Origin of the sequence: Hydrogenophaga sp. PBL-H3 (assembly GCF_010104355.1) — a bacterium.
Lineage (GTDB): Bacteria > Pseudomonadota > Gammaproteobacteria > Burkholderiales > Burkholderiaceae_C > Hydrogenophaga.
In genome coordinates this window covers 480,159-497,384 of the sequence record NZ_CP044972.1, presented here as the reverse complement: position 1 = coordinate 497,384, position 17,226 = coordinate 480,159, and the positions used below count along the sequence as shown (strand labels likewise).

Below are 17,226 nucleotides of genomic sequence, written 5' to 3'. Positions count from 1 at the left end.
GGGGGCCTTTTGTAAGCCAGCGGGGGGAGGACCTTACTCCGCGGACTCGTTGGTGCTCGATGCGTCGGCCTGCTCGGCCTGATCGGCTGCCAGCGACACGGCGTCGGCCTCGGCGATGGCACGGCGCTCTTCGTCGTCCATCTTCTCCTTGACCTTGCGCGCCTCGTGGTAGGCCATGCCGGTACCGGCCGGGATCAGACGACCCACGATCACGTTTTCCTTCAGACCACGCAGCTCGTCGCGCTTGCCCATGATGGCCGCCTCGGTCAGCACCCGGGTGGTTTCCTGGAAGGAAGCCGCCGAGATGAACGAGTCGGTCGACAGCGACGCCTTGGTGATACCCAGCAGGATGTTGCTGAACACCGCCGGCAGCTTGCCTTCGGCGCGCAGCGCGTCGTTGGTGTTGAGGATCTCCGAACGCTCGACCTGCTCACCGGCGATGTAGCTCGAATCACCCACGCTGTCCACGACCACGCGGCGCAGCATCTGGCGAACGATCACCTCGATGTGCTTGTCGTTGATCTTCACGCCCTGCAGGCGGTAGACGTCCTGCACCTCGTCGACGATGTAGCGGGCCAGCTCTTCCATGCCCAGCAGGCGCAGGATGTCTTGTGGATCGGCCGGGCCGTCCACCACGCTCTCGCCCTTGTTGACCACCTGGCCTTCGTGCACCAGGATGTTCTTCTCCTTGGGGATGAGGTCGTCCCACACCTTGCCTTCGGGGTCGGTGATCTGCAGGCGAACCTTGCCCTTGGTCTCCTTGCCGAACGACACGGTGCCGGTCATCTCGGCCAGCATGCCCTTGTCTTTCGGGCTGCGGGCTTCGAACAGCTCGGCCACACGCGGCAGACCGCCGGTGATGTCGCGCGTCTTCTGACCTTCCACAGGAATACGGGCCAGCACTTCGCCAGGGCCCACGTCCATGCCGTCGCGCACCTGGATCAGCGAGCCGATCTGGAAGCCGATGGTCACCGAGTGGTCGGTGCCCGGGATCTTCACTTCGTTGCCCTGCCCGTCGATCAGCTTGACCTGTGGACGCACCACCTTGGCCACGCCGCGGCGTTTCGGATCGATCACCACCAGGGTCGACAAGCCGGTGACGTCGTCCACCTGCTTGGCCACGGTGAGGCCTTCCTCGACGTTCTCGAAACGCACCTGACCGGCGAATTCCGTGATGATCGGGCGGGTGAGCGGGTCCCAGTTCGCCAGGATGGCGCCGGCCTTGATGCTCTGGTCGGCCTTGATCGACAGAATCGCACCGTACGGCACCTTGTGGCGCTCGCGCTCGCGACCGTGTTCGTCGTGGATGATGATTTCGCCGGAACGCGAGATCACCACCAGTTCGCCCTTGGTGTTGGTCACGTAGCGCATCGTGGCGTTGAAGCCGATCACACCACTGGACTTGGCTTCCACGCTGGAGGCCACGGCCGCACGCGACGCCGCACCACCGATGTGGAAGGTGCGCATGGTCAGCTGCGTGCCGGGTTCACCGATGGACTGCGCGGCGATCACGCCGACCGCTTCACCGATGTTCACCAGACCACCACGGCCCAGATCGCGGCCGTAGCACTTGGCGCAGATGCCGAAGCGGGTTTCACAGGTCAGTGCGGTGCGCACTTTCACCTCGTCGACCGCAGCGGCTTCCAGCATGTCGAGCATGTCTTCGTCGAGCATCTCGCCGGCGGGCACCAGCAGTTCGCGCGTTTCGGGGTGCGTCACTTCCTCGGCCGTGGTGCGGCCCAGGATGCGGTCGCGCAACGATTCGATGACTTCACCGCCTTCAACGATGGCGCGCATCAGCGTGCCGTTGGTGGTGCCGCAGTCCTGGGTGTTGACCACCAAGTCCTGCGTGACGTCCACCAGGCGGCGCGTGAGGTAGCCCGAGTTGGCCGTTTTCAGTGCCGTGTCGGCCAGGCCTTTACGAGCGCCGTGGGTCGAGATGAAGTACTGCAACACGTTGAGGCCTTCACGGAAGTTCGCCGTGATGGGGGTCTCGATGATGGAGCCGTCAGGCTTGGCCATCAGGCCGCGCATGCCGGCGAGCTGGCGGATCTGCGCAGCAGAACCGCGAGCACCCGAGTCGGCCATCATGTAGATGGAGTTGAACGACTCCTGGTCCACTTCCTTGCCGTGGCGATCCGTGGTCCGCTGCTTGGCCAGCTGGGCCATCATGACCTTGGAGATCTCGTCGCCGGCCTTGCCCCAGATGTCCACCACCTTGTTGTAGCGCTCACCCGCGGTCACCAGACCAGAGGCGTACTGCTGGGCGATTTCCTTCACCTCGTTTTCGGCACGGTCGATGATGGCCGGCTTCTCCTTGGGCACCAGCATGTCGTCCACAGCGATCGAGATACCGGCGCGCGTGGCCAGACGGAAGCCGTTTTGCAGCAGCTTGTCGGCGAACACCACGGTTTCCTTCAGGCCGCACTTGCGGAACGAGGTGTTGATCAGGCGCGAGATTTCCTTCTTCTTCAGCGGCTTGTTCAGCACGTCGAAAGGCAGGCCACGCGGCAGGATCTCGGAGAGCAGCGCACGACCCACGGTGGTGTCCACCAGCGAGGTCGACGGCGTCCATTCGCCCGTGGCCTTGTCCAGCGTCTGCTGGGTCAGGCGCACGCTGATCTTGGCGGTGATTTCCACCACGCCGTTGTCCAGGGCGCGTTGCAGCTCGGACAGATCGGCAAAGATCATGCCCTCGCCCTTGGCGTTGATGCGATCGCGGGTGGCGTAGTACAGACCCAGCACCACGTCTTGCGACGGGACGATGGAAGGCTCGCCGTTGGCCGGGAACAGGATGTTGTTCGAGGCCAGCATCAGGGTGCGCGCTTCGATCTGCGCCTCCACCGACAGCGGCACGTGAACGGCCATCTGGTCACCGTCGAAGTCGGCGTTGAACGCAGCGCAGACCAAGGGGTGCAGCTGGATCGCCTTGCCTTCGATCAGGATGGGCTCAAACGCCTGGATGCCCAGGCGGTGCAGCGTCGGTGCGCGGTTGAGCATCACCGGGTGCTCTTTGATCACCTCTTCCAGGATGTCCCACACCACTGGCGTGCCGGCTTCCACTTCCTTCTTGGCGGCCTTGATGGTGGTCGCGATGCCCATGGCTTCCAGGCGCGAGAAGATGAAGGGCTTGAACAGCTCCAGGGCCATCAGCTTGGGCAGGCCGCACTGGTGCAGCTTGAGCGTTGGGCCGACCACGATGACCGAACGGCCCGAGTAGTCGACGCGCTTGCCCAGCAAGTTCTGGCGGAAACGGCCGCTCTTGCCCTTGATCATGTCGGCCAGCGACTTGAGCGCGCGCTTGTTGGCGCCCGTCATGGCTTTGCCACGGCGGCCGTTGTCCAGCAGCGAGTCCACCGCTTCCTGCAGCATGCGCTTCTCGTTGCGCGCGATGATCTCGGGCGCCTTCAGCTCCAACAGGCGGCGCAGACGCGAGTTGCGGTTGATGACGCGGCGGTACAGGTCGTTCAGGTCGGAGGTGGCGAAACGGCCACCGTCCAACGGCACCAGCGGACGCAGGTCCGGCGGCAGCACGGGCAGCACATCGAGCACCATCCACTCGGGCTTGATGCCCGACTTCTTGAAGGCCTCGAGCACCTTCAGGCGCTTGGCGTTCTTCTTGATCTTGAGCTCGGAGCCGGTCAGGTCGTTGCGCAGCTTTTCGATCTCGATGTCGAGGTCGATGGCTTGCAGCAGTTCCTTGATGCCTTCGGCGCCCATCTTGGCCACGAATTCGTCGCCGAATTCCTTGCGCTTGGCGTCAAAGTCGTCCTCGGACATGATGCCGAACTTCTTCAGCGGGGTCATGCCGGGGTCGGTCACCACGTAGGCTTCGAAATACAGCACGCGTTCGATGTCGCGAAGCGTCATGTCCAGGATCAGGCCCAGGCGCGATGGCAGCGATTTCAGGAACCAGATGTGGGCACAAGGTGCGGCCAGATCGATGTGACCCATGCGCTCGCGGCGCACCTTGGTCTGCGTGACTTCAACGCCGCACTTCTCGCAGATGACACCACGGTGCTTCAAACGCTTGTACTTGCCGCACAGGCATTCATAGTCCTTGATGGGGCCGAAGATCTTGGCGCAGAACAGGCCGTCGCGTTCGGGCTTGAACGTGCGGTAGTTGATGGTCTCGGGCTTTTTGACTTCACCGAAGGACCACGAGCGGATTTTTTCCGGCGAGGCCAGACCGATGCGGATCGCATCGAAGTGTTCGTCGGGCGTGAACTGTTTGAACAGGTCGAGCAAAGATTTCATGTGACTCTTTCCTTTTCGGTGAATTAGGAACGTTCCAGTTCGATATCGATACCGAGCGAACGGATTTCCTTGACCAGCACGTTGAACGACTCGGGCATGCCGGCGTCGATCGTGTGCTCGCCCTTGACGATGCTCTCGTAGACCTTGGTGCGACCCTGCACGTCGTCCGACTTGACGGTGAGCATTTCCTGCAGGATGTACGAAGCTCCGTAGGCTTCCAGTGCCCACACTTCCATTTCGCCGAAACGCTGGCCACCGAACTGCGCCTTGCCGCCCAGCGGCTGCTGAGTGACGAGCGAGTAAGGGCCGGTCGAGCGGGCATGCATCTTGTCGTCGACCAGGTGGTGCAGCTTCAGGAAGTGCATGTAGCCCACGGTGGTCTTGCGCTCGAAAGCGTCACCCGTGCGGCCGTCGTACAGTTGCGCCTGGGTGCGGGTGGCCGTCAGGCCCTTGATCTCGGCGATGTCGTCGGGATACGCCAGCTTGAGCATGGTGCGGATCTCGTCTTCCGAGGCACCGTCGAAGACCGGGGTGGCAAACGGCACACCGGTGGTGAGGTTCTCGGCCATCTCGACCACTTCGGCATCGCTCATGTCGCCGAGCGACTCTTTCTTGCCGGCCTGGTTGTAGATGGTGTCGAGGAAACCACGCAGCTCGGACACCTTGGCTTCGGCTTGCAGCATGTCGCCGATGCGCTGACCCAGACCCTTGGCGGCCCAGCCCAGGTGCACTTCAAGCACCTGACCCACGTTCATGCGCGAAGGCACGCCCAGCGGGTTGAGCACGATGTCGGCGGGTGTGCCGTCGGCCATGTAAGGCATGTCTTCCACTGGCACGATCTTGGAAACCACACCCTTGTTGCCGTGGCGGCCGGCCATCTTGTCACCCGGTTGCAGGCGGCGCTTGACGGCCAGGTAGACCTTGACCATCTTGAGCACGCCCGCGGGCAGCTCGTCGCCCTGCGTGAGCTTCTTGCGCTTTTCTTCGAACGCGAGGTCGAAGCTGTGGCGCGTCTGCTCCATGGAGTTCTTGATCGATTCCAGTTGGGCCGCCACGGTCTCATCGGCCGGGCGGATGTCGAACCAGTGGTACTTCTCGACGTCGTCCAGGTAGGCCTTGTCGATGGTCGTGCCCTTGGACAGCTTCTTCGGGCCACCGTTGGCCAGCTTGCCGATCAGCAGCTTCTCGATACGGTCAAACGCATCGGCTTCCACGATGCGCAGCTGGTCGTTCAGGTCCAGGCGGAAACGCTTGAGCTCGTCGTCGATGATCTGCTGGGCGCGCTTGTCGCGCGTGATGCCTTCGCGGGTGAAGACCTGCACGTCGATCACGGTGCCTTGTGAACCCTGGTCCACGCGCAGCGAGGTGTCCTTCACGTCGGACGCCTTCTCACCGAAGATGGCGCGCAGCAGCTTCTCTTCAGGCGTGAGCGTGGTCTCGCCCTTGGGCGTGACCTTGCCGACCAGCACGTCGCCGGGCAGCACTTCGGCGCCCACGTAAATGATGCCGGAGTCGTCCAGGCGGTTGAGCTGCTGCTCGGCCAGGTTGGGGATGTCGCGGGTGATTTCTTCCGCGCCCAGCTTGGTGTCGCGCGCCATCACCACCAGTTCCTCGATGTGGATCGAGGTGTAGCGGTCTTCGGACACAACCTTCTCGGAGATCAGGATCGAATCTTCGAAGTTGTAGCCGTTCCAGGGCATGAAGGCGATCAGCATGTTCTGGCCGATCGAGATCTCGCCCAGGTCGGTCGAAGCGCCGTCGGCGATCACGTCGCCCTTGGCCAGCATGTCGCCCTTCTTCACGATGGGACGCTGGTGGATGTTGGTGTTCTGGTTGGAACGCTGGTACTTGATGAGGTTGTAGATGTCCACACCCACTTCACCGGCCACCGCTTCGGCGTCGTTCACGCGCACCACGATGCGGGTCGCATCCACGTAGTCGACCTTGCCACCCCGGTTGGCGGTCACCACGGTGCCGGAGTCGACCGCGGCCACGCGCTCGATACCCGTACCCACCAGTGGCTTTTCAGGACGCAGCACAGGCACGGCCTGGCGCGACATGTTGGCGCCCATCAGCGCGCGGTTGGCATCGTCGTGCTCCAGGAACGGCACCAGCGAAGCCGCCACCGAGACGATCTGCGCCGGCGACACGTCCATGTACTGGATGGTGTCGGAGGGGGTCAGGATCGATTCGCCCTTTTCACGGGCGGAGATCAGGTCACCGGTCAGGCGGCCTTCGCCGTCGAGCGTGGCGTTGGCCTGCGCGATGACGTACTTGCCTTCTTCGATCGCCGAGAGGTAATCGATCTGGTTCGTGACCTTGCCTTCGATCACGCGGCGGTACGGCGTCTCGATGAAGCCGTACTCATTCAGGCGGGCATACAAAGCCAGCGAGTTGATCAGGCCGATGTTGGGACCTTCAGGCGTCTCGATAGGGCAAACGCGACCGTAGTGGGTCACGTGCACGTCGCGCACCTCGAAGCCGGCGCGCTCGCGGGTCAGACCGCCCGGGCCCAGGGCCGACACGCGGCGCTTGTGGGTGATCTCGGCCAACGGGTTGGTCTGGTCCATGAACTGCGACAGCTGCGACGCACCGAAGAACTCCTTCAAAGCCGCGGAAATCGGCTTGGAGTTGATCAGGTCGTGCGGCATCAGCGGCTCTTGCTCGGCCTGGCCCAGACGCTCTTTCACGGCTTTCTCGATACGCGCCAGACCGGTGCGGTACTGGTTCTCGGCGAGTTCGCCGACGCAGCGCACACGGCGGTTGCCCAGGTGGTCGATGTCATCGACTTCGCCGCGACCGTTGCGCAGGTCCACGAGAATCTTGACCACGGCCAGGATGTCTTCGTTGGACAGCACCATCGGGCCGGTGGATTCGTCACGGCCCACGCGGGCGTTGAACTTCATGCGGCCCACGCGCGACAGGTCGTACGTATCGGGGTTGTAGAACAGGCGGTGGAACAGGGCCTGCACGGCGTCTTCGGTCGGCGGCTCGCCGGGGCGCATCATGCGGTAGATGGCCACGCGCGCGGCGAACTCGTCGGCGGTCTCGTCGATGCGCAGGGTCTGCGAGATGTACGCGCCCTGGTCAAGTTCGTTGGTGTAGAGGCACTGCAGGTCTTGCACGCCAGCGGTGCGCAGTTTCTTCAGCAGCACTTCGGTCAACTCTTCGTTGGCCTTGGCGATGATCTCGCCGGTGTCCTCGTCCACGATGTTGCGCGCCACCACACGGCCGATCATGAAGTCTTCGGGCACGCTGATGTGCGTGGTACCCGACTGCTCCAGCTCGCGGGTGTGGCGCACGGTGATGCGCTTGTCCTTGGCCACGACGACCTTGCCGGCCTTGTCGGTGATGTCGAAACGGGCGACTTCACCGCGCAGGCGCTCGGGCACGAAGGCCATCTGCGCGCCGCTGTCCATCACGCGGAAGTGGTCGTTGACGAAGAAGTTGGCCAGGATCGTTTCCGGCGTCAGGCCGATGGCCTTGAGCAGGATGGTGACCGGCATCTTGCGACGGCGGTCGACACGGAAGAACAACACGTCCTTGGGGTCGAATTCAAAGTCGAGCCAGGAGCCGCGGTAGGGAATGATGCGAGCGGAAAACAGCAGCTTGCCCGAGCTGTGCGTCTTGCCCTTGTCGTGTTCGAAGAACACACCGGGCGAGCGGTGCAGCTGCGACACGATGACACGCTCGGTGCCGTTGATGATGAAGGAGCCCTTCTCGGTCATCAGGGGCACTTCGCCCATGTAGACCTCCTGCTCTTTCACTTCCTTGATCACCTTGGACTGCGCCGTCGAGGACTCGCGGTCATAGATGATCAGCTGCACGCGGGCGCGCACAGCCGAGGCGAAGGTCAGACCACGGGTCTGGCATTCACGCACGTCAAAAGCGGGCTTGGCCAGGTTGTACTCAACGAACTTCATCTCCACAAAACCGTTGTGGGAGACGATGGGGAAAGCGGCTTCAAACGCCGCCTGCAGGCCCTCGTTGGTGCGCTTTTTCGGCGCGTTGTCGGCTTGCAGGAACGCCGTGTAGGCGTCTTTCTGCATCTGCAGCAGGTAAGGAATCGCGAGAACGTTTTCGCGGGTACCAAAGCTCTTGCGGATGCGTTTGCGTTCGGTGTATGAGTATTTCGATGCTGGGGCCATGAGATCTCCGGGCTTGAGGTCTGCGGCGACTGTCTTGCCTACCAGGAGGACGGATTCCTGGTGACTTGCTTGGTGGCTGGCCTCTACCAACCATTGGCGGACGGCCTGTGCATTGCACACAGGCCCGAACCAAGTCGTCTTCTGCAGTCGGGGTCAGAAGACACTCATAAGCAGGGTCGGCGACCGGGCTTGTGGGTGTGCTCTGAAAGCACAGAAGGCTGGAGGCCCTTTCGAGCACTCCAGCCTTGGGGAACGAGCGAATTACTTCAGCTCGGCCTTGGCGCCGGCTTCCACCAGCTTCTTCATGGCGGCTTCGGCGTCGGCCTTGGCAATGCCTTCTTTCACGTTCTTCGGTGCGCCGTCGACCAGATCTTTGGCTTCTTTCAGGCCCAGACCGGTGATTTCGCGAACGGCCTTGATGACCGAGACCTTGTTGGCGCCGGCTTCGAGCAGCACAACGTTGAATTCGGTCTTCTCTTCAGCCACGGCAGCAGCACCGCCACCACCGGCTGCGGGGGCGGCCATGGCGGCTGCGCTCACGCCAAACTTCTCTTCGATGGCTTTCACCAGGTCGTTGAGTTCCATGACCGTCATGCTGTCCAGCGCGGTCAAAAATGCGTCTTTATCGAATGCCATTTTGATTTCCTAACAATTGGTTGAACGAACGGTGCACGCCACTCAGGCGGCAGCCGCTTCCTCGGCTGCCACAGGGGCAGCGCCTTCGCCTTTTTTCGCCGCCAGCGCGCCCAGCACAACGGCCGTACGCGACATGGGCGACATCAGCAAGCCACACAGCTGGGCCAGCAGCACTTCTTTCGAAGGAATGCTTGCGAGCTGCTTCACGCCATTGACGTCCAGGACTTTGCCGCCGTACACACCGGCGCGGATGACCAACTTGTCGTTGGTTTTCGCGAACTCGGCCACCACTTTTGCGGCGGCCACGGCGTCGACGGAGAAGCCATAGATCAGCGGACCGGTCATCTGGTCGGCGGCCACTTCAAATGCGCTACCAGCCACCGCACGGCGGGCCAGGGTGTTTTTCAACACGCTCAGGCTCACACCGTTGCTGCGGGCTGTGACGCGCAGTTTGTCCATGTTCGCGACCGTGATGCCACGGTATTCCGCCATCACGAGCGTTTGAGCTTTTGCGGCGAGGCTGGTCACTTCGGAAATGACCGCTTCTTTCTCACTGCGATTCAGACTCAAGGTCTACTCCTTAAATGTGCCTTCGGTCCAACGACCTGAGACACGCCTCATTGCAGCGATCAACTGTTTCGGAACGAATTCCATCTGCAGCGGGATCGCCATCTGCGTTGGCTTGTCACAATTAAGTCGGACCGCATTCCGAAGAACTTGATTCGACACCAACGGTCTTGGATGGCCCCGAGGGTCGGTCATCACAACCAGCCCCTGGGCCCACCACACCCGGGCGACCTGCATCGCCCGAATTCTTTCTCGCGATTACGCCGAGATGGATTGCATGTCCACACGAACGCCGACACCCATGGTCGACGACACCGCCACCTTGCGCAGGTACACACCCTTGCTGGTGGCGGGCTTGGCCTTGGTGAGCGCATCGAGCAGCGCCACCAGGTTGCCCTGGAGCTTGTCGGCTTCGAACGAACGGCGACCGATCGTGCCGTGCACGATACCGGCCTTGTCAACGCGGAACTGGACCTGACCCGCTTTGGCGTTGCGCACAGCCTGGGCCACATCGGGCGTCACGGTGCCGACCTTCGGGTTGGGCATCAGACCGCGTGGACCCAGGATCTGACCCAGGGTACCCACGACGCGCATGGCGTCTGGCGAGGCGATCACCACGTCGAAGTTCATGTTGCCGGCCTTGATGTCGGCAGCCAGGTCGTCCATGCCGACGATGTCGGCGCCAGCGGCCTTGGCTTCTTCGGCCTTGGCGCCCTGTGCGAACACGGCCACGCGCTTGGTCTTGCCGGTGCCGTTGGGCATCACGACGGCGCCACGCACCACCTGGTCGGACTTCTTGGCGTCCACGCCGAGCTGGATCGCCACGTCGATGGATTCGTCAAACTTGGCGTTCGCGCATTCCTTGATGATGGCGATGGCTTCGGTCAGTGCGTACAGCTTGTTGCTGTCGACCTTGCCTTCAAAGGCTTTCTGTTTTTTGGTCAGCTTGGCCATTTACACGCCCTCCACAATCACGCCCATCGAGCGGGCCGAACCGGCGATGGTGCGCACGGCGGCATCCACATCGGCGGCGGTCATGTCTTTCATCTTGGTCTTGGCGATCTCTTCGAGCTGTGCGCGCGTGATCTTGCCGACCTTGTTCTTGTTGGGCACCGAAGAGCCCTTGTCGAGCTTGATCGCCTTCTTGATCAAGGTGGTCGCCGGAGGCGTCTTGATGATGAAGGTGAAGCTCTTGTCCGCGTACGCCGTGATCACCACGGGCAGCGGCAGACCTGGCTCAACGCCCTGGGTCTGGGCGTTGAACGCCTTGCAGAACTCCATGATGTTCAGGCCGCGCTGACCCAGTGCCGGGCCGATCGGAGGGGAAGGGTTGGCCTTGCCAGCTGGGACTTGCAGCTTGACGAAGCCGACGATTTTTTTCGCCATTTTTTAGCTCCTGCGAGTGCAGACGGTTGCCACAGTGGACAACCTCCTCGCGGTTGAGGACCCGGAAAATTTCAACAGCGCTGGCGTCGGGCCGACCCGCCAGCACCTGGAAACGTCAGGTTTTTTCGACCTGGCTGAACTCGAGTTCGACCGGTGTGGCGCGACCGAAGATGGTCACCGACACGCGCATCTTGTTCTTCTCGTAGTTGACTTCTTCGACCGTGCCGTTGAAGTCGGTGAAGGGCCCCTCCTTCACACGCACGTACTCGCCCACGACGAACTCCACCTTGTGGCGGGGCTTGTCTGTGCCTTCCTGCATCTGGTTGACGATCTTCTGAACGTCTTCCTCGGAGATCGGTGCCGGGCGGTTTTTGGCTCCACCCACAAAGCCGGTGACCTTGTTGGTGTGCTTCACAAGATGCCAGGTGTCGTCGTCCATCACCATCTCCACCAGCACGTAGCCGGGGAAGAACTTGCGCTCGGTGGTGCGACGCTGGCCATTCTTCATCTCGACCACCTCTTCGGTGGGCACGAGGATGCGGCCGAACTTGTCTTGCATGCCGGCGCGGTTGATGCGCTCGACGATGTTGCGCTCCGCGGCTTTTTCCATGCCCGAGTAGGCGTGGACCACGTACCAGCGCATGCCTTCAGCGGCCACGCCGTCGGTCACGGGACTGTTTTGCTCGGTCATTATTTTCTCCAGCCCAGGATCAGGTCGTAGAACAGCCATTCGACCGTCTTGTCGGTGAGCCACAAAAAGAGCGACATCACCAGCACGAAGGCGAACACATAAGCCGTCATCTGGATCGCCTCCTTGCGGGCAGGCCAGACGACCTTCTTCACTTCGCGCCAGGAGTCACGGCCAAAAGCAACCAGTTGCCTGCCGGACTCGGACACACCAAACACCACCACCGCCGCCACCACTCCAACGATCAAGGCCGCCCACTGGGCCAGTGCGCCGCGGGAAGACAGCAGGTAGAACGCGACAAACGAACCCAACAACAGCACGATGGCGGCCGCCAGCTTGGCCTTGTCGGCGCCAGTGTGGACAGTTTGTACTTCGGAGGTGGCCATGAAAATCCAGACAAAACTTTTCAAAAAACGTGCTCAAAATCCCGAAAGCTTGAGACACGCAAGCCCACCAGAGGCCTTGACGACTTCGGTGGGCTTGTAACCACTCAACAGAACCGGATCACTCTCCGGAAACATCCTGTCGGGTGGCAGGGGCAGTAGGAATCGAACCTACAACCTTCGGTTTTGGAGACCGACGCTCTGCCAATTGAGCTATACCCCTACTGGCGATACCCCTGAGGGCGTTTAAGCAATGATTTTCGCAACGACGCCGGCACCGACGGTGCGGCCACCTTCGCGGATGGCGAAGCGCAGGCCTTCTTCCATGGCGATGGGGTTGATCAGCTTCACCGTGATCGACACGTTGTCACCCGGCATGACCATTTCCTTGCCTTCGGGCAGCTCGATCGAGCCAGTCACGTCGGTCGTGCGGAAGTAAAACTGCGGGCGGTAGTTGTTGAAGAACGGCGTGTGACGGCCACCTTCGTCTTTGGACAGCACGTAGATCTCGCCGGTGAAGTGCGTGTGCGGCTTGATCGAACCGGGCTTGCACAGCACTTGGCCGCGCTGCACGTCTTCGCGCTTGGTGCCGCGCAGCAAGATACCGACGTTGTCGCCCGCCTGGCCCTGGTCCAGCAGCTTGCGGAACATCTCCACGCCGGTGCAGGTGGTCTTCTGGGTGTCGGAGATGCCGACGATCTCGATTTCTTCGCCGACCTTGATGATGCCGCGCTCGATACGGCCGGTCACCACGGTGCCGCGACCCGAGATGGAGAACACGTCTTCCACGGGCATCAGGAACGCGCCATCAACGGCACGCTCTGGCAGCGGAATGTAGGTGTCCAGTGCTTCGGCCAGCTTCATGATGGCCTCTTCACCCAGCGGGCCCTTGTCGCCTTCCAGGGCGAGCTTGGCCGAGCCGTGGATGATGGGGGTGGCGTCACCGGGGAAGTCGTACTTGTCCAGGAGCTCGCGCACTTCCATCTCGACCAGCTCGAGCAGCTCGGCGTCGTCGACCATGTCGCACTTGTTCAGGAACACGATGATGTAAGGCACGCCGACCTGGCGCGCCAGCAGGATGTGCTCGCGGGTCTGGGGCATCGGGCCGTCAGCGGCCGAGCACACCAGCACGGCGCCGTCCATCTGGGCAGCACCGGTGATCATGTTCTTCACGTAGTCGGCGTGGCCGGGGCAGTCAACGTGGGCGTAGTGGCGGTTGGCCGTCTCGTATTCCACGTGTGCGGTGTTGATCGTGATGCCGCGAGCCTTCTCTTCGGGCGCCGCATCGATCTGGTCGTAGGCCTTGGCTGCACCGCCAAACTTGGCCGCCAGCACGGTCGTGATCGCCGCCGTCAGCGTGGTCTTGCCGTGGTCAACGTGACCAATCGTGCCCACGTTCACGTGCGGCTTGGTCCGCTCAAATTTCTCTTTTGCCATTTTTCAGCTCCAAATCAAAACTGCCGAAACAACCAAAAAAGACCTGCGAATACAGATCTGCAAATAACTGGTGCCCTTGGCGGGAATCGGACCCGCGACCTCTCCCTTACCAAGGGAGTGCTCTACCACTGAGCCACAAGGGCCAAGGAAGCCGGCAAGCCGACCATCCTGGAACATTCAAAACAACCGTCGACAGGACATGGAGCGGGAGACGGGAATCGAACCCGCGTCATCAGCTTGGAAGGCTGGGGTTCTACCATTGAACTACTCCCGCCAATTCATTCACCCCATCCGCCCGGGCGGCCCCATCAAGAAGCCTGCCCGCCGGACGCAAAGTCCCATCGCTTACATGTCACACATCGATCACTGGTGGAGGAGGCTGGATTCGAACCAGCGTACGCGTAAGCGGGCAGATTTACAGTCTGCTGCCTTTAACCACTCGGCCACCCCTCCATAGCGCAGCCCGCGATTATGCCACGGTTTTCGGCTAACGTGCCAGGCACCTTGCAAGCCGGCTGCTCACCAGGCGATGGCGGGGCCGCCTTGCCGAACCAGCCAGGCGTTGGCTTGGCTGAAATGCCCACATCCGATGAACGGCAAGGGGCCACGACGGGCCGACAGCGGCGACGGGTGGTTGGCATACAGCAGCAGGTGTCGATGTGGATCGATCAGGGCCGCTTTTTTCTGGGCGTGTGCGCCCCAAAGCAGGAATACCTTGGGGGAGCCAGAAACGCTGCAGCGCTCGATGAGACGGTCGGTGAGCGACTCCCAGCCTCGCTTGGCGTGGCTGGCGGGCTGGCCGTCTTCCACCGTCAGGCAGGTGTTGAGCAGCAACACGCCCTGGCGCGCCCAGCGCACCAGCGAGCCGTCGCCCGGCGGCGGCAACCCCAGGTCGCGCTGAAGCTCTTGAAAGATGTTGCGCAGGCTGGGCGGAGGTTTCACGCCGGGCGCCACAGAAAACGCCAATCCCTCGGCCTGCCCGGGTCCGTGGTACGGGTCCTGGCCCAACAGGACCACCCGCACATCGTCTGGCGCGGTGAGTTGCAGCGCCCGCAAAGGCTCGGGGGGGTAGACGGTGGCGCCTTGAGCGTGGCGCGCATCCAGAAAGGATCGCAACGCCGAGCCGTCGGACGAGGACCAGAACGCGGCCGTCAGGTCGGCCCAAGCCTGCGTTTCCTGCACCACGAGACGATCAGGCAAACAATTCGGCCAGCGCCAGGCCGGGCTCGGGCGCCCGCATGAAGGCCTCGCCCACCAGGAAGGCGTGCACGCCAGCGGCGCGCATGGTCTGCACGTCCTCGCGACCCAGGATGCCGGATTCGGTGATCAGCAGGCGATCGGCTGGCACGTCAGCCATGAGGTCGAGCGTGGTCTGCAACGTGACTTCGAAGGTGCGCAGGTTGCGGTTGTTGATGCCGACCAGCGGGGTCCTGAGTTTGAGCGCGCGGTGCAGCTCGCCCCGGTCGTGCACCTCCACCAGCACCGCCATGTTCAGGCCCAGCGCCAAGGCTTCAAGATCGGCCATCTGCGCGTCGTCCAGGCAGGCGGCGATCAGCAGGATCGCGTCGGCACCCATCGCTCGGGCCTCGTAGACCTGGTAGGGATCGACCATGAAGTCCTTGCGGAGCACGGGCAGGTCGCAGCTGGCGCGGGCTTGCTTCAGGTAGTCGGTGCTGCCATGGAAAAACTGTTTGTCGGTCAGCACCGACAGGCAGGCCGCGCTCACAACGCCATCGCCCTCGGCGTAGCTCTGGGCAATGTCGGCCGGGATGAAATCTTCGCGCAGCACGCCCTTGCTCGGGCTGGCCTTCTTGACCTCGGCAATCACCGCAGCCTGGCCGGCGGCAATCTTGCGGCGTAGCGCGCCTTCGAAATCGCGCGTGAGCACGCGGCTCTCAGCGTCGAAGCGCACCACGTCGAGCGGCTTCTTGCGTTGGGCGGCGGCGATTTCTTCGTGCTTCACGGTCACGATCTTCTGCAGGATGTCGCTCATGGGGTGTTCCGGGTCAGGCCGCGAAGGCCTTGAGTTGTTCGAGTTTGGCCAGGGCCGCGCCCGAGGCCAGCGTGCGCCGGGCGAGTGCGATGCCCGCGCCCATGTCAGTCACCACATTGGCCGCGTACAGCGCCACGCCGGCGTTGAGCGCCACGATCTCGCTGGCGGCCTTGAAGGTCGGGTCGTCGCGGCCCTCCAGCACGCCCATCAGCATCTGGCGCGAGGCCTCGGGTGTTTCCACGCGCAGCGCGCGGCTGCTGGCCATGGTCATGCCGAAATCTTCGGGGTGGATCTCGTATTCGGTGATCTCGCCGTTCTTGAGTTCACCCACCAGCGTGGCCGCGCCGAGCGAGACCTCGTCCATGCCGTCGCGGCCGTACACCACCACCGCGTGTTCGGCGCCCAGGCGCTGCAACGCGCGCACCTGGATACCCACCAGGTCGGGGTGGAACACGCCCATGAGGATGTTGGGCGCGGAGGCCGGGTTGGTCAGCGGACCCAGGATGTTGAAGATGGTCTTGATGCCGAGCTCACGCCGCACCGGGGCCACGTTCTTCATGGCGGGGTGGTGGTTGGGCGCGAACATGAAGCCAACGCCGACCTGCTCGATGCAGCGCGCGATGGCCTCGGGGGAGAGGTTGATGTTGATGCCCAGGCTCTCCAGCACGTCGGCGCTGCCGCTCTTGCTGGAGACACTGCGCCCGCCATGCTTGCTCACGCGCGCGCCGGCCGCGGCGGCGACAAACATGCTGCAGGTGGAGATGTTGAAGGTGTGCGAGCCGTCGCCACCGGTGCCCACGATGTCGACCAGGTGCGTCTTGTCGGCCACATGCACCTTGGTGGAGAACTCGCGCATCACCTGCGCGGCGGCGGTGATCTCGCCAATCGTTTCCTTCTTCACGCGCAGGCCGGTGATGAAGGCCGCCATCATCACGGGCGACATCTCGCCGCTCATGATCAGGCGCATGAGGTGCAGCATCTCGTCGTGAAAGATCTCGCGGTGTTCGATGGTGCGCTGCAGCGCCTCTTGTGGCGTGATCTTGTGGCTGTTCGGCATGCGTGTCTCCAAGGCTTCTTGTTTACTGAGCGGGATTGTCGGCCAAGGCCAGGCGCAGGCCAAAACCCACGAAGAGCACGCCCGCAGCGCGGTCCATCCAGTGCATGGCGCGCTGCACTGTCTGCACCCGGCGCGCAGCCCAGGCGGCGAGCCAGGCGTAGCCGAAGTTGATCGGCAACGAGTTGAGGTTGAAGATCAACCCCAGCAGCAAAAACGCCAGCGCCTTGTTCGGCGCCTCGGGCGCGATGAACTGCGGCACGAAGGCGAGGAAAAAAATCGCCACCTTGGGGTTGAGCACATTGGTGAGAAAACCGCGGCGGTACACACCCCACAGGTTCACCTCGATCGCACCCGCGCTCAGGTCCAGCGGCGTGGCTTTGGACATCAGCAAACGAATACCCATCCACAGCAGGTAGGCCGCGCCGATCCACTTGAGCACGGTGAACGCAGTGGCGGACGTGACCAGCAGCGCGCTCACGCCGATGGCGGCGGCGAACACATGCACGAAACAGCCGCTGACGATGCCCAGCGCAGCCACGATGCCGGCGCGCACGCCGCTCTTGAGCGCGTTCGTGACGATGTAGAGCACGTCCGGGCCGGGCGTGAGGTTGAGCAGCCAACCGGCCGCGATGAAGAGCAGGAGTTGCGGCAGATCGGGCATGGCCGTGCGCCTG

13 protein-coding genes and 4 tRNA genes are annotated in these 17,226 nt (G+C 62.8%); all 17 read right to left on the bottom strand.

Annotated features, from left to right (window positions below):
• Positions 1-33 precede the first annotated feature (33 nt).
• Positions 34-4,257, bottom strand: coding sequence for a DNA-directed RNA polymerase subunit beta' (gene rpoC / locus F9Z44_RS02375; protein WP_159603262.1), 4,224 nt, complete (start codon positions 4,255-4,257; stop codon positions 34-36).
• A 23-nt stretch (positions 4,258-4,280) separates the two neighbouring features.
• Positions 4,281-8,405 (bottom strand): DNA-directed RNA polymerase subunit beta, encoded by a 4,125-nt coding sequence (gene rpoB, locus F9Z44_RS02370; protein WP_159603260.1) that lies wholly within the window; start codon positions 8,403-8,405, stop codon positions 4,281-4,283.
• A gap of 261 nt (positions 8,406-8,666) precedes the next feature.
• Entirely contained in the window at positions 8,667-9,041 is a 375-nt protein-coding gene (gene rplL / locus F9Z44_RS02365; RefSeq protein ID WP_159603258.1) for a 50S ribosomal protein L7/L12, read from the bottom strand.
• A 42-nt stretch (positions 9,042-9,083) separates the two neighbouring features.
• Entirely contained in the window at positions 9,084-9,611 is a 528-nt protein-coding gene (rplJ, locus tag F9Z44_RS02360) for a 50S ribosomal protein L10 (protein WP_069048047.1), read from the bottom strand.
• A gap of 255 nt (positions 9,612-9,866) precedes the next feature.
• Entirely contained in the window at positions 9,867-10,562 is a 696-nt protein-coding gene (rplA, locus tag F9Z44_RS02355) for a 50S ribosomal protein L1 (protein ID WP_056267428.1), read from the bottom strand.
• The gene (gene rplK, locus F9Z44_RS02350; protein ID WP_056267423.1) at positions 10,563-10,994 is read right to left on the bottom strand and encodes a 50S ribosomal protein L11; all 432 of its coding nucleotides are present in this window, start codon (positions 10,992-10,994) and stop codon (positions 10,563-10,565) included.
• Positions 10,995-11,109: 115 nt separating this feature from the next.
• Complete coding sequence (gene nusG / locus F9Z44_RS02345) at positions 11,110-11,685, bottom strand: transcription termination/antitermination protein NusG (protein ID WP_056267420.1); 576 nt, start codon at positions 11,683-11,685, stop codon at positions 11,110-11,112.
• Positions 11,685-12,068, bottom strand: a complete 384-nt coding sequence (gene secE / locus F9Z44_RS02340; protein ID WP_159603256.1) for a preprotein translocase subunit SecE — start codon at positions 12,066-12,068, stop codon at positions 11,685-11,687. Before secE ends, nusG begins: the two co-directional genes overlap by 1 nt.
• Positions 12,069-12,212: 144 nt before the next feature.
• Positions 12,213-12,288, bottom strand: a tRNA-Trp gene (locus F9Z44_RS02335).
• A 23-nt stretch (positions 12,289-12,311) separates the two neighbouring features.
• On the bottom strand, positions 12,312-13,502 hold the full coding sequence (gene tuf / locus F9Z44_RS02330; protein WP_159603254.1) for an elongation factor Tu: 1,191 nt from the start codon (positions 13,500-13,502) through the stop codon (positions 12,312-12,314).
• Between the two features lie 68 nt (positions 13,503-13,570).
• Positions 13,571-13,645 (bottom strand) — tRNA-Thr (locus tag F9Z44_RS02325).
• Positions 13,646-13,702: 57 nt separating this feature from the next.
• A tRNA-Gly gene (locus F9Z44_RS02320) sits at positions 13,703-13,776 on the bottom strand.
• A 93-nt stretch (positions 13,777-13,869) separates the two neighbouring features.
• Positions 13,870-13,955: transfer RNA gene (locus F9Z44_RS02315), tRNA-Tyr, on the bottom strand.
• 66 nt (positions 13,956-14,021) lie between these two features.
• Positions 14,022-14,702 (bottom strand): uracil-DNA glycosylase, encoded by a 681-nt coding sequence (locus F9Z44_RS02310; protein WP_159603252.1) that lies wholly within the window; start codon positions 14,700-14,702, stop codon positions 14,022-14,024.
• Positions 14,695-15,495, bottom strand: coding sequence for an indole-3-glycerol phosphate synthase TrpC (trpC, locus tag F9Z44_RS02305; RefSeq protein WP_159603250.1), 801 nt, complete (start codon positions 15,493-15,495; stop codon positions 14,695-14,697). The genes F9Z44_RS02310 and trpC overlap by 8 nt, the downstream gene beginning before the upstream one ends.
• Before the next feature lie 13 nt (positions 15,496-15,508).
• Positions 15,509-16,552 carry an anthranilate phosphoribosyltransferase gene (gene trpD, locus F9Z44_RS02300; protein ID WP_159603248.1) on the bottom strand — a complete coding sequence of 348 codons (1,044 nt, stop codon included), beginning with the start codon at positions 16,550-16,552 and terminating at the stop codon, positions 15,509-15,511.
• A 22-nt stretch (positions 16,553-16,574) separates the two neighbouring features.
• Entirely contained in the window at positions 16,575-17,213 is a 639-nt protein-coding gene (locus tag F9Z44_RS02295) for a LysE family translocator (RefSeq protein WP_159603246.1), read from the bottom strand.
• Positions 17,214-17,226 lie beyond the last annotated feature (13 nt).

Excerpts from the sequence above, each read along its gene's own strand:
- rpoB (WP_159603260.1), bottom strand. The coding sequence starts at position 8,405 with ATGGCCCCAGCATCGAAATACTCATACACCGAACGCAAACGCATCCGC.
- nusG (WP_056267420.1), bottom strand. The coding sequence starts at position 11,685 with ATGACCGAGCAAAACAGTCCCGTGACCGACGGCGTGGCCGCTGAAGGC.
- rplA (WP_056267428.1), bottom strand. The coding sequence starts at position 10,562 with ATGGCCAAGCTGACCAAAAAACAGAAAGCCTTTGAAGGCAAGGTCGAC.
- trpD (WP_159603248.1), bottom strand. The coding sequence starts at position 16,552 with ATGCCGAACAGCCACAAGATCACGCCACAAGAGGCGCTGCAGCGCACC.
- rplK (WP_056267423.1), bottom strand. The coding sequence starts at position 10,994 with ATGGCGAAAAAAATCGTCGGCTTCGTCAAGCTGCAAGTCCCAGCTGGC.
- rplL (WP_159603258.1), bottom strand. The coding sequence starts at position 9,041 with ATGGCATTCGATAAAGACGCATTTTTGACCGCGCTGGACAGCATGACG.
- tuf (WP_159603254.1), bottom strand. The coding sequence starts at position 13,502 with ATGGCAAAAGAGAAATTTGAGCGGACCAAGCCGCACGTGAACGTGGGC.
- secE (WP_159603256.1), bottom strand. The coding sequence starts at position 12,068 with ATGGCCACCTCCGAAGTACAAACTGTCCACACTGGCGCCGACAAGGCC.
- rpoC (WP_159603262.1), bottom strand. The coding sequence starts at position 4,257 with ATGAAATCTTTGCTCGACCTGTTCAAACAGTTCACGCCCGACGAACAC.
- trpC (WP_159603250.1), bottom strand. The coding sequence starts at position 15,495 with ATGAGCGACATCCTGCAGAAGATCGTGACCGTGAAGCACGAAGAAATC.
- F9Z44_RS02295 (WP_159603246.1), bottom strand. The coding sequence starts at position 17,213 with ATGCCCGATCTGCCGCAACTCCTGCTCTTCATCGCGGCCGGTTGGCTG.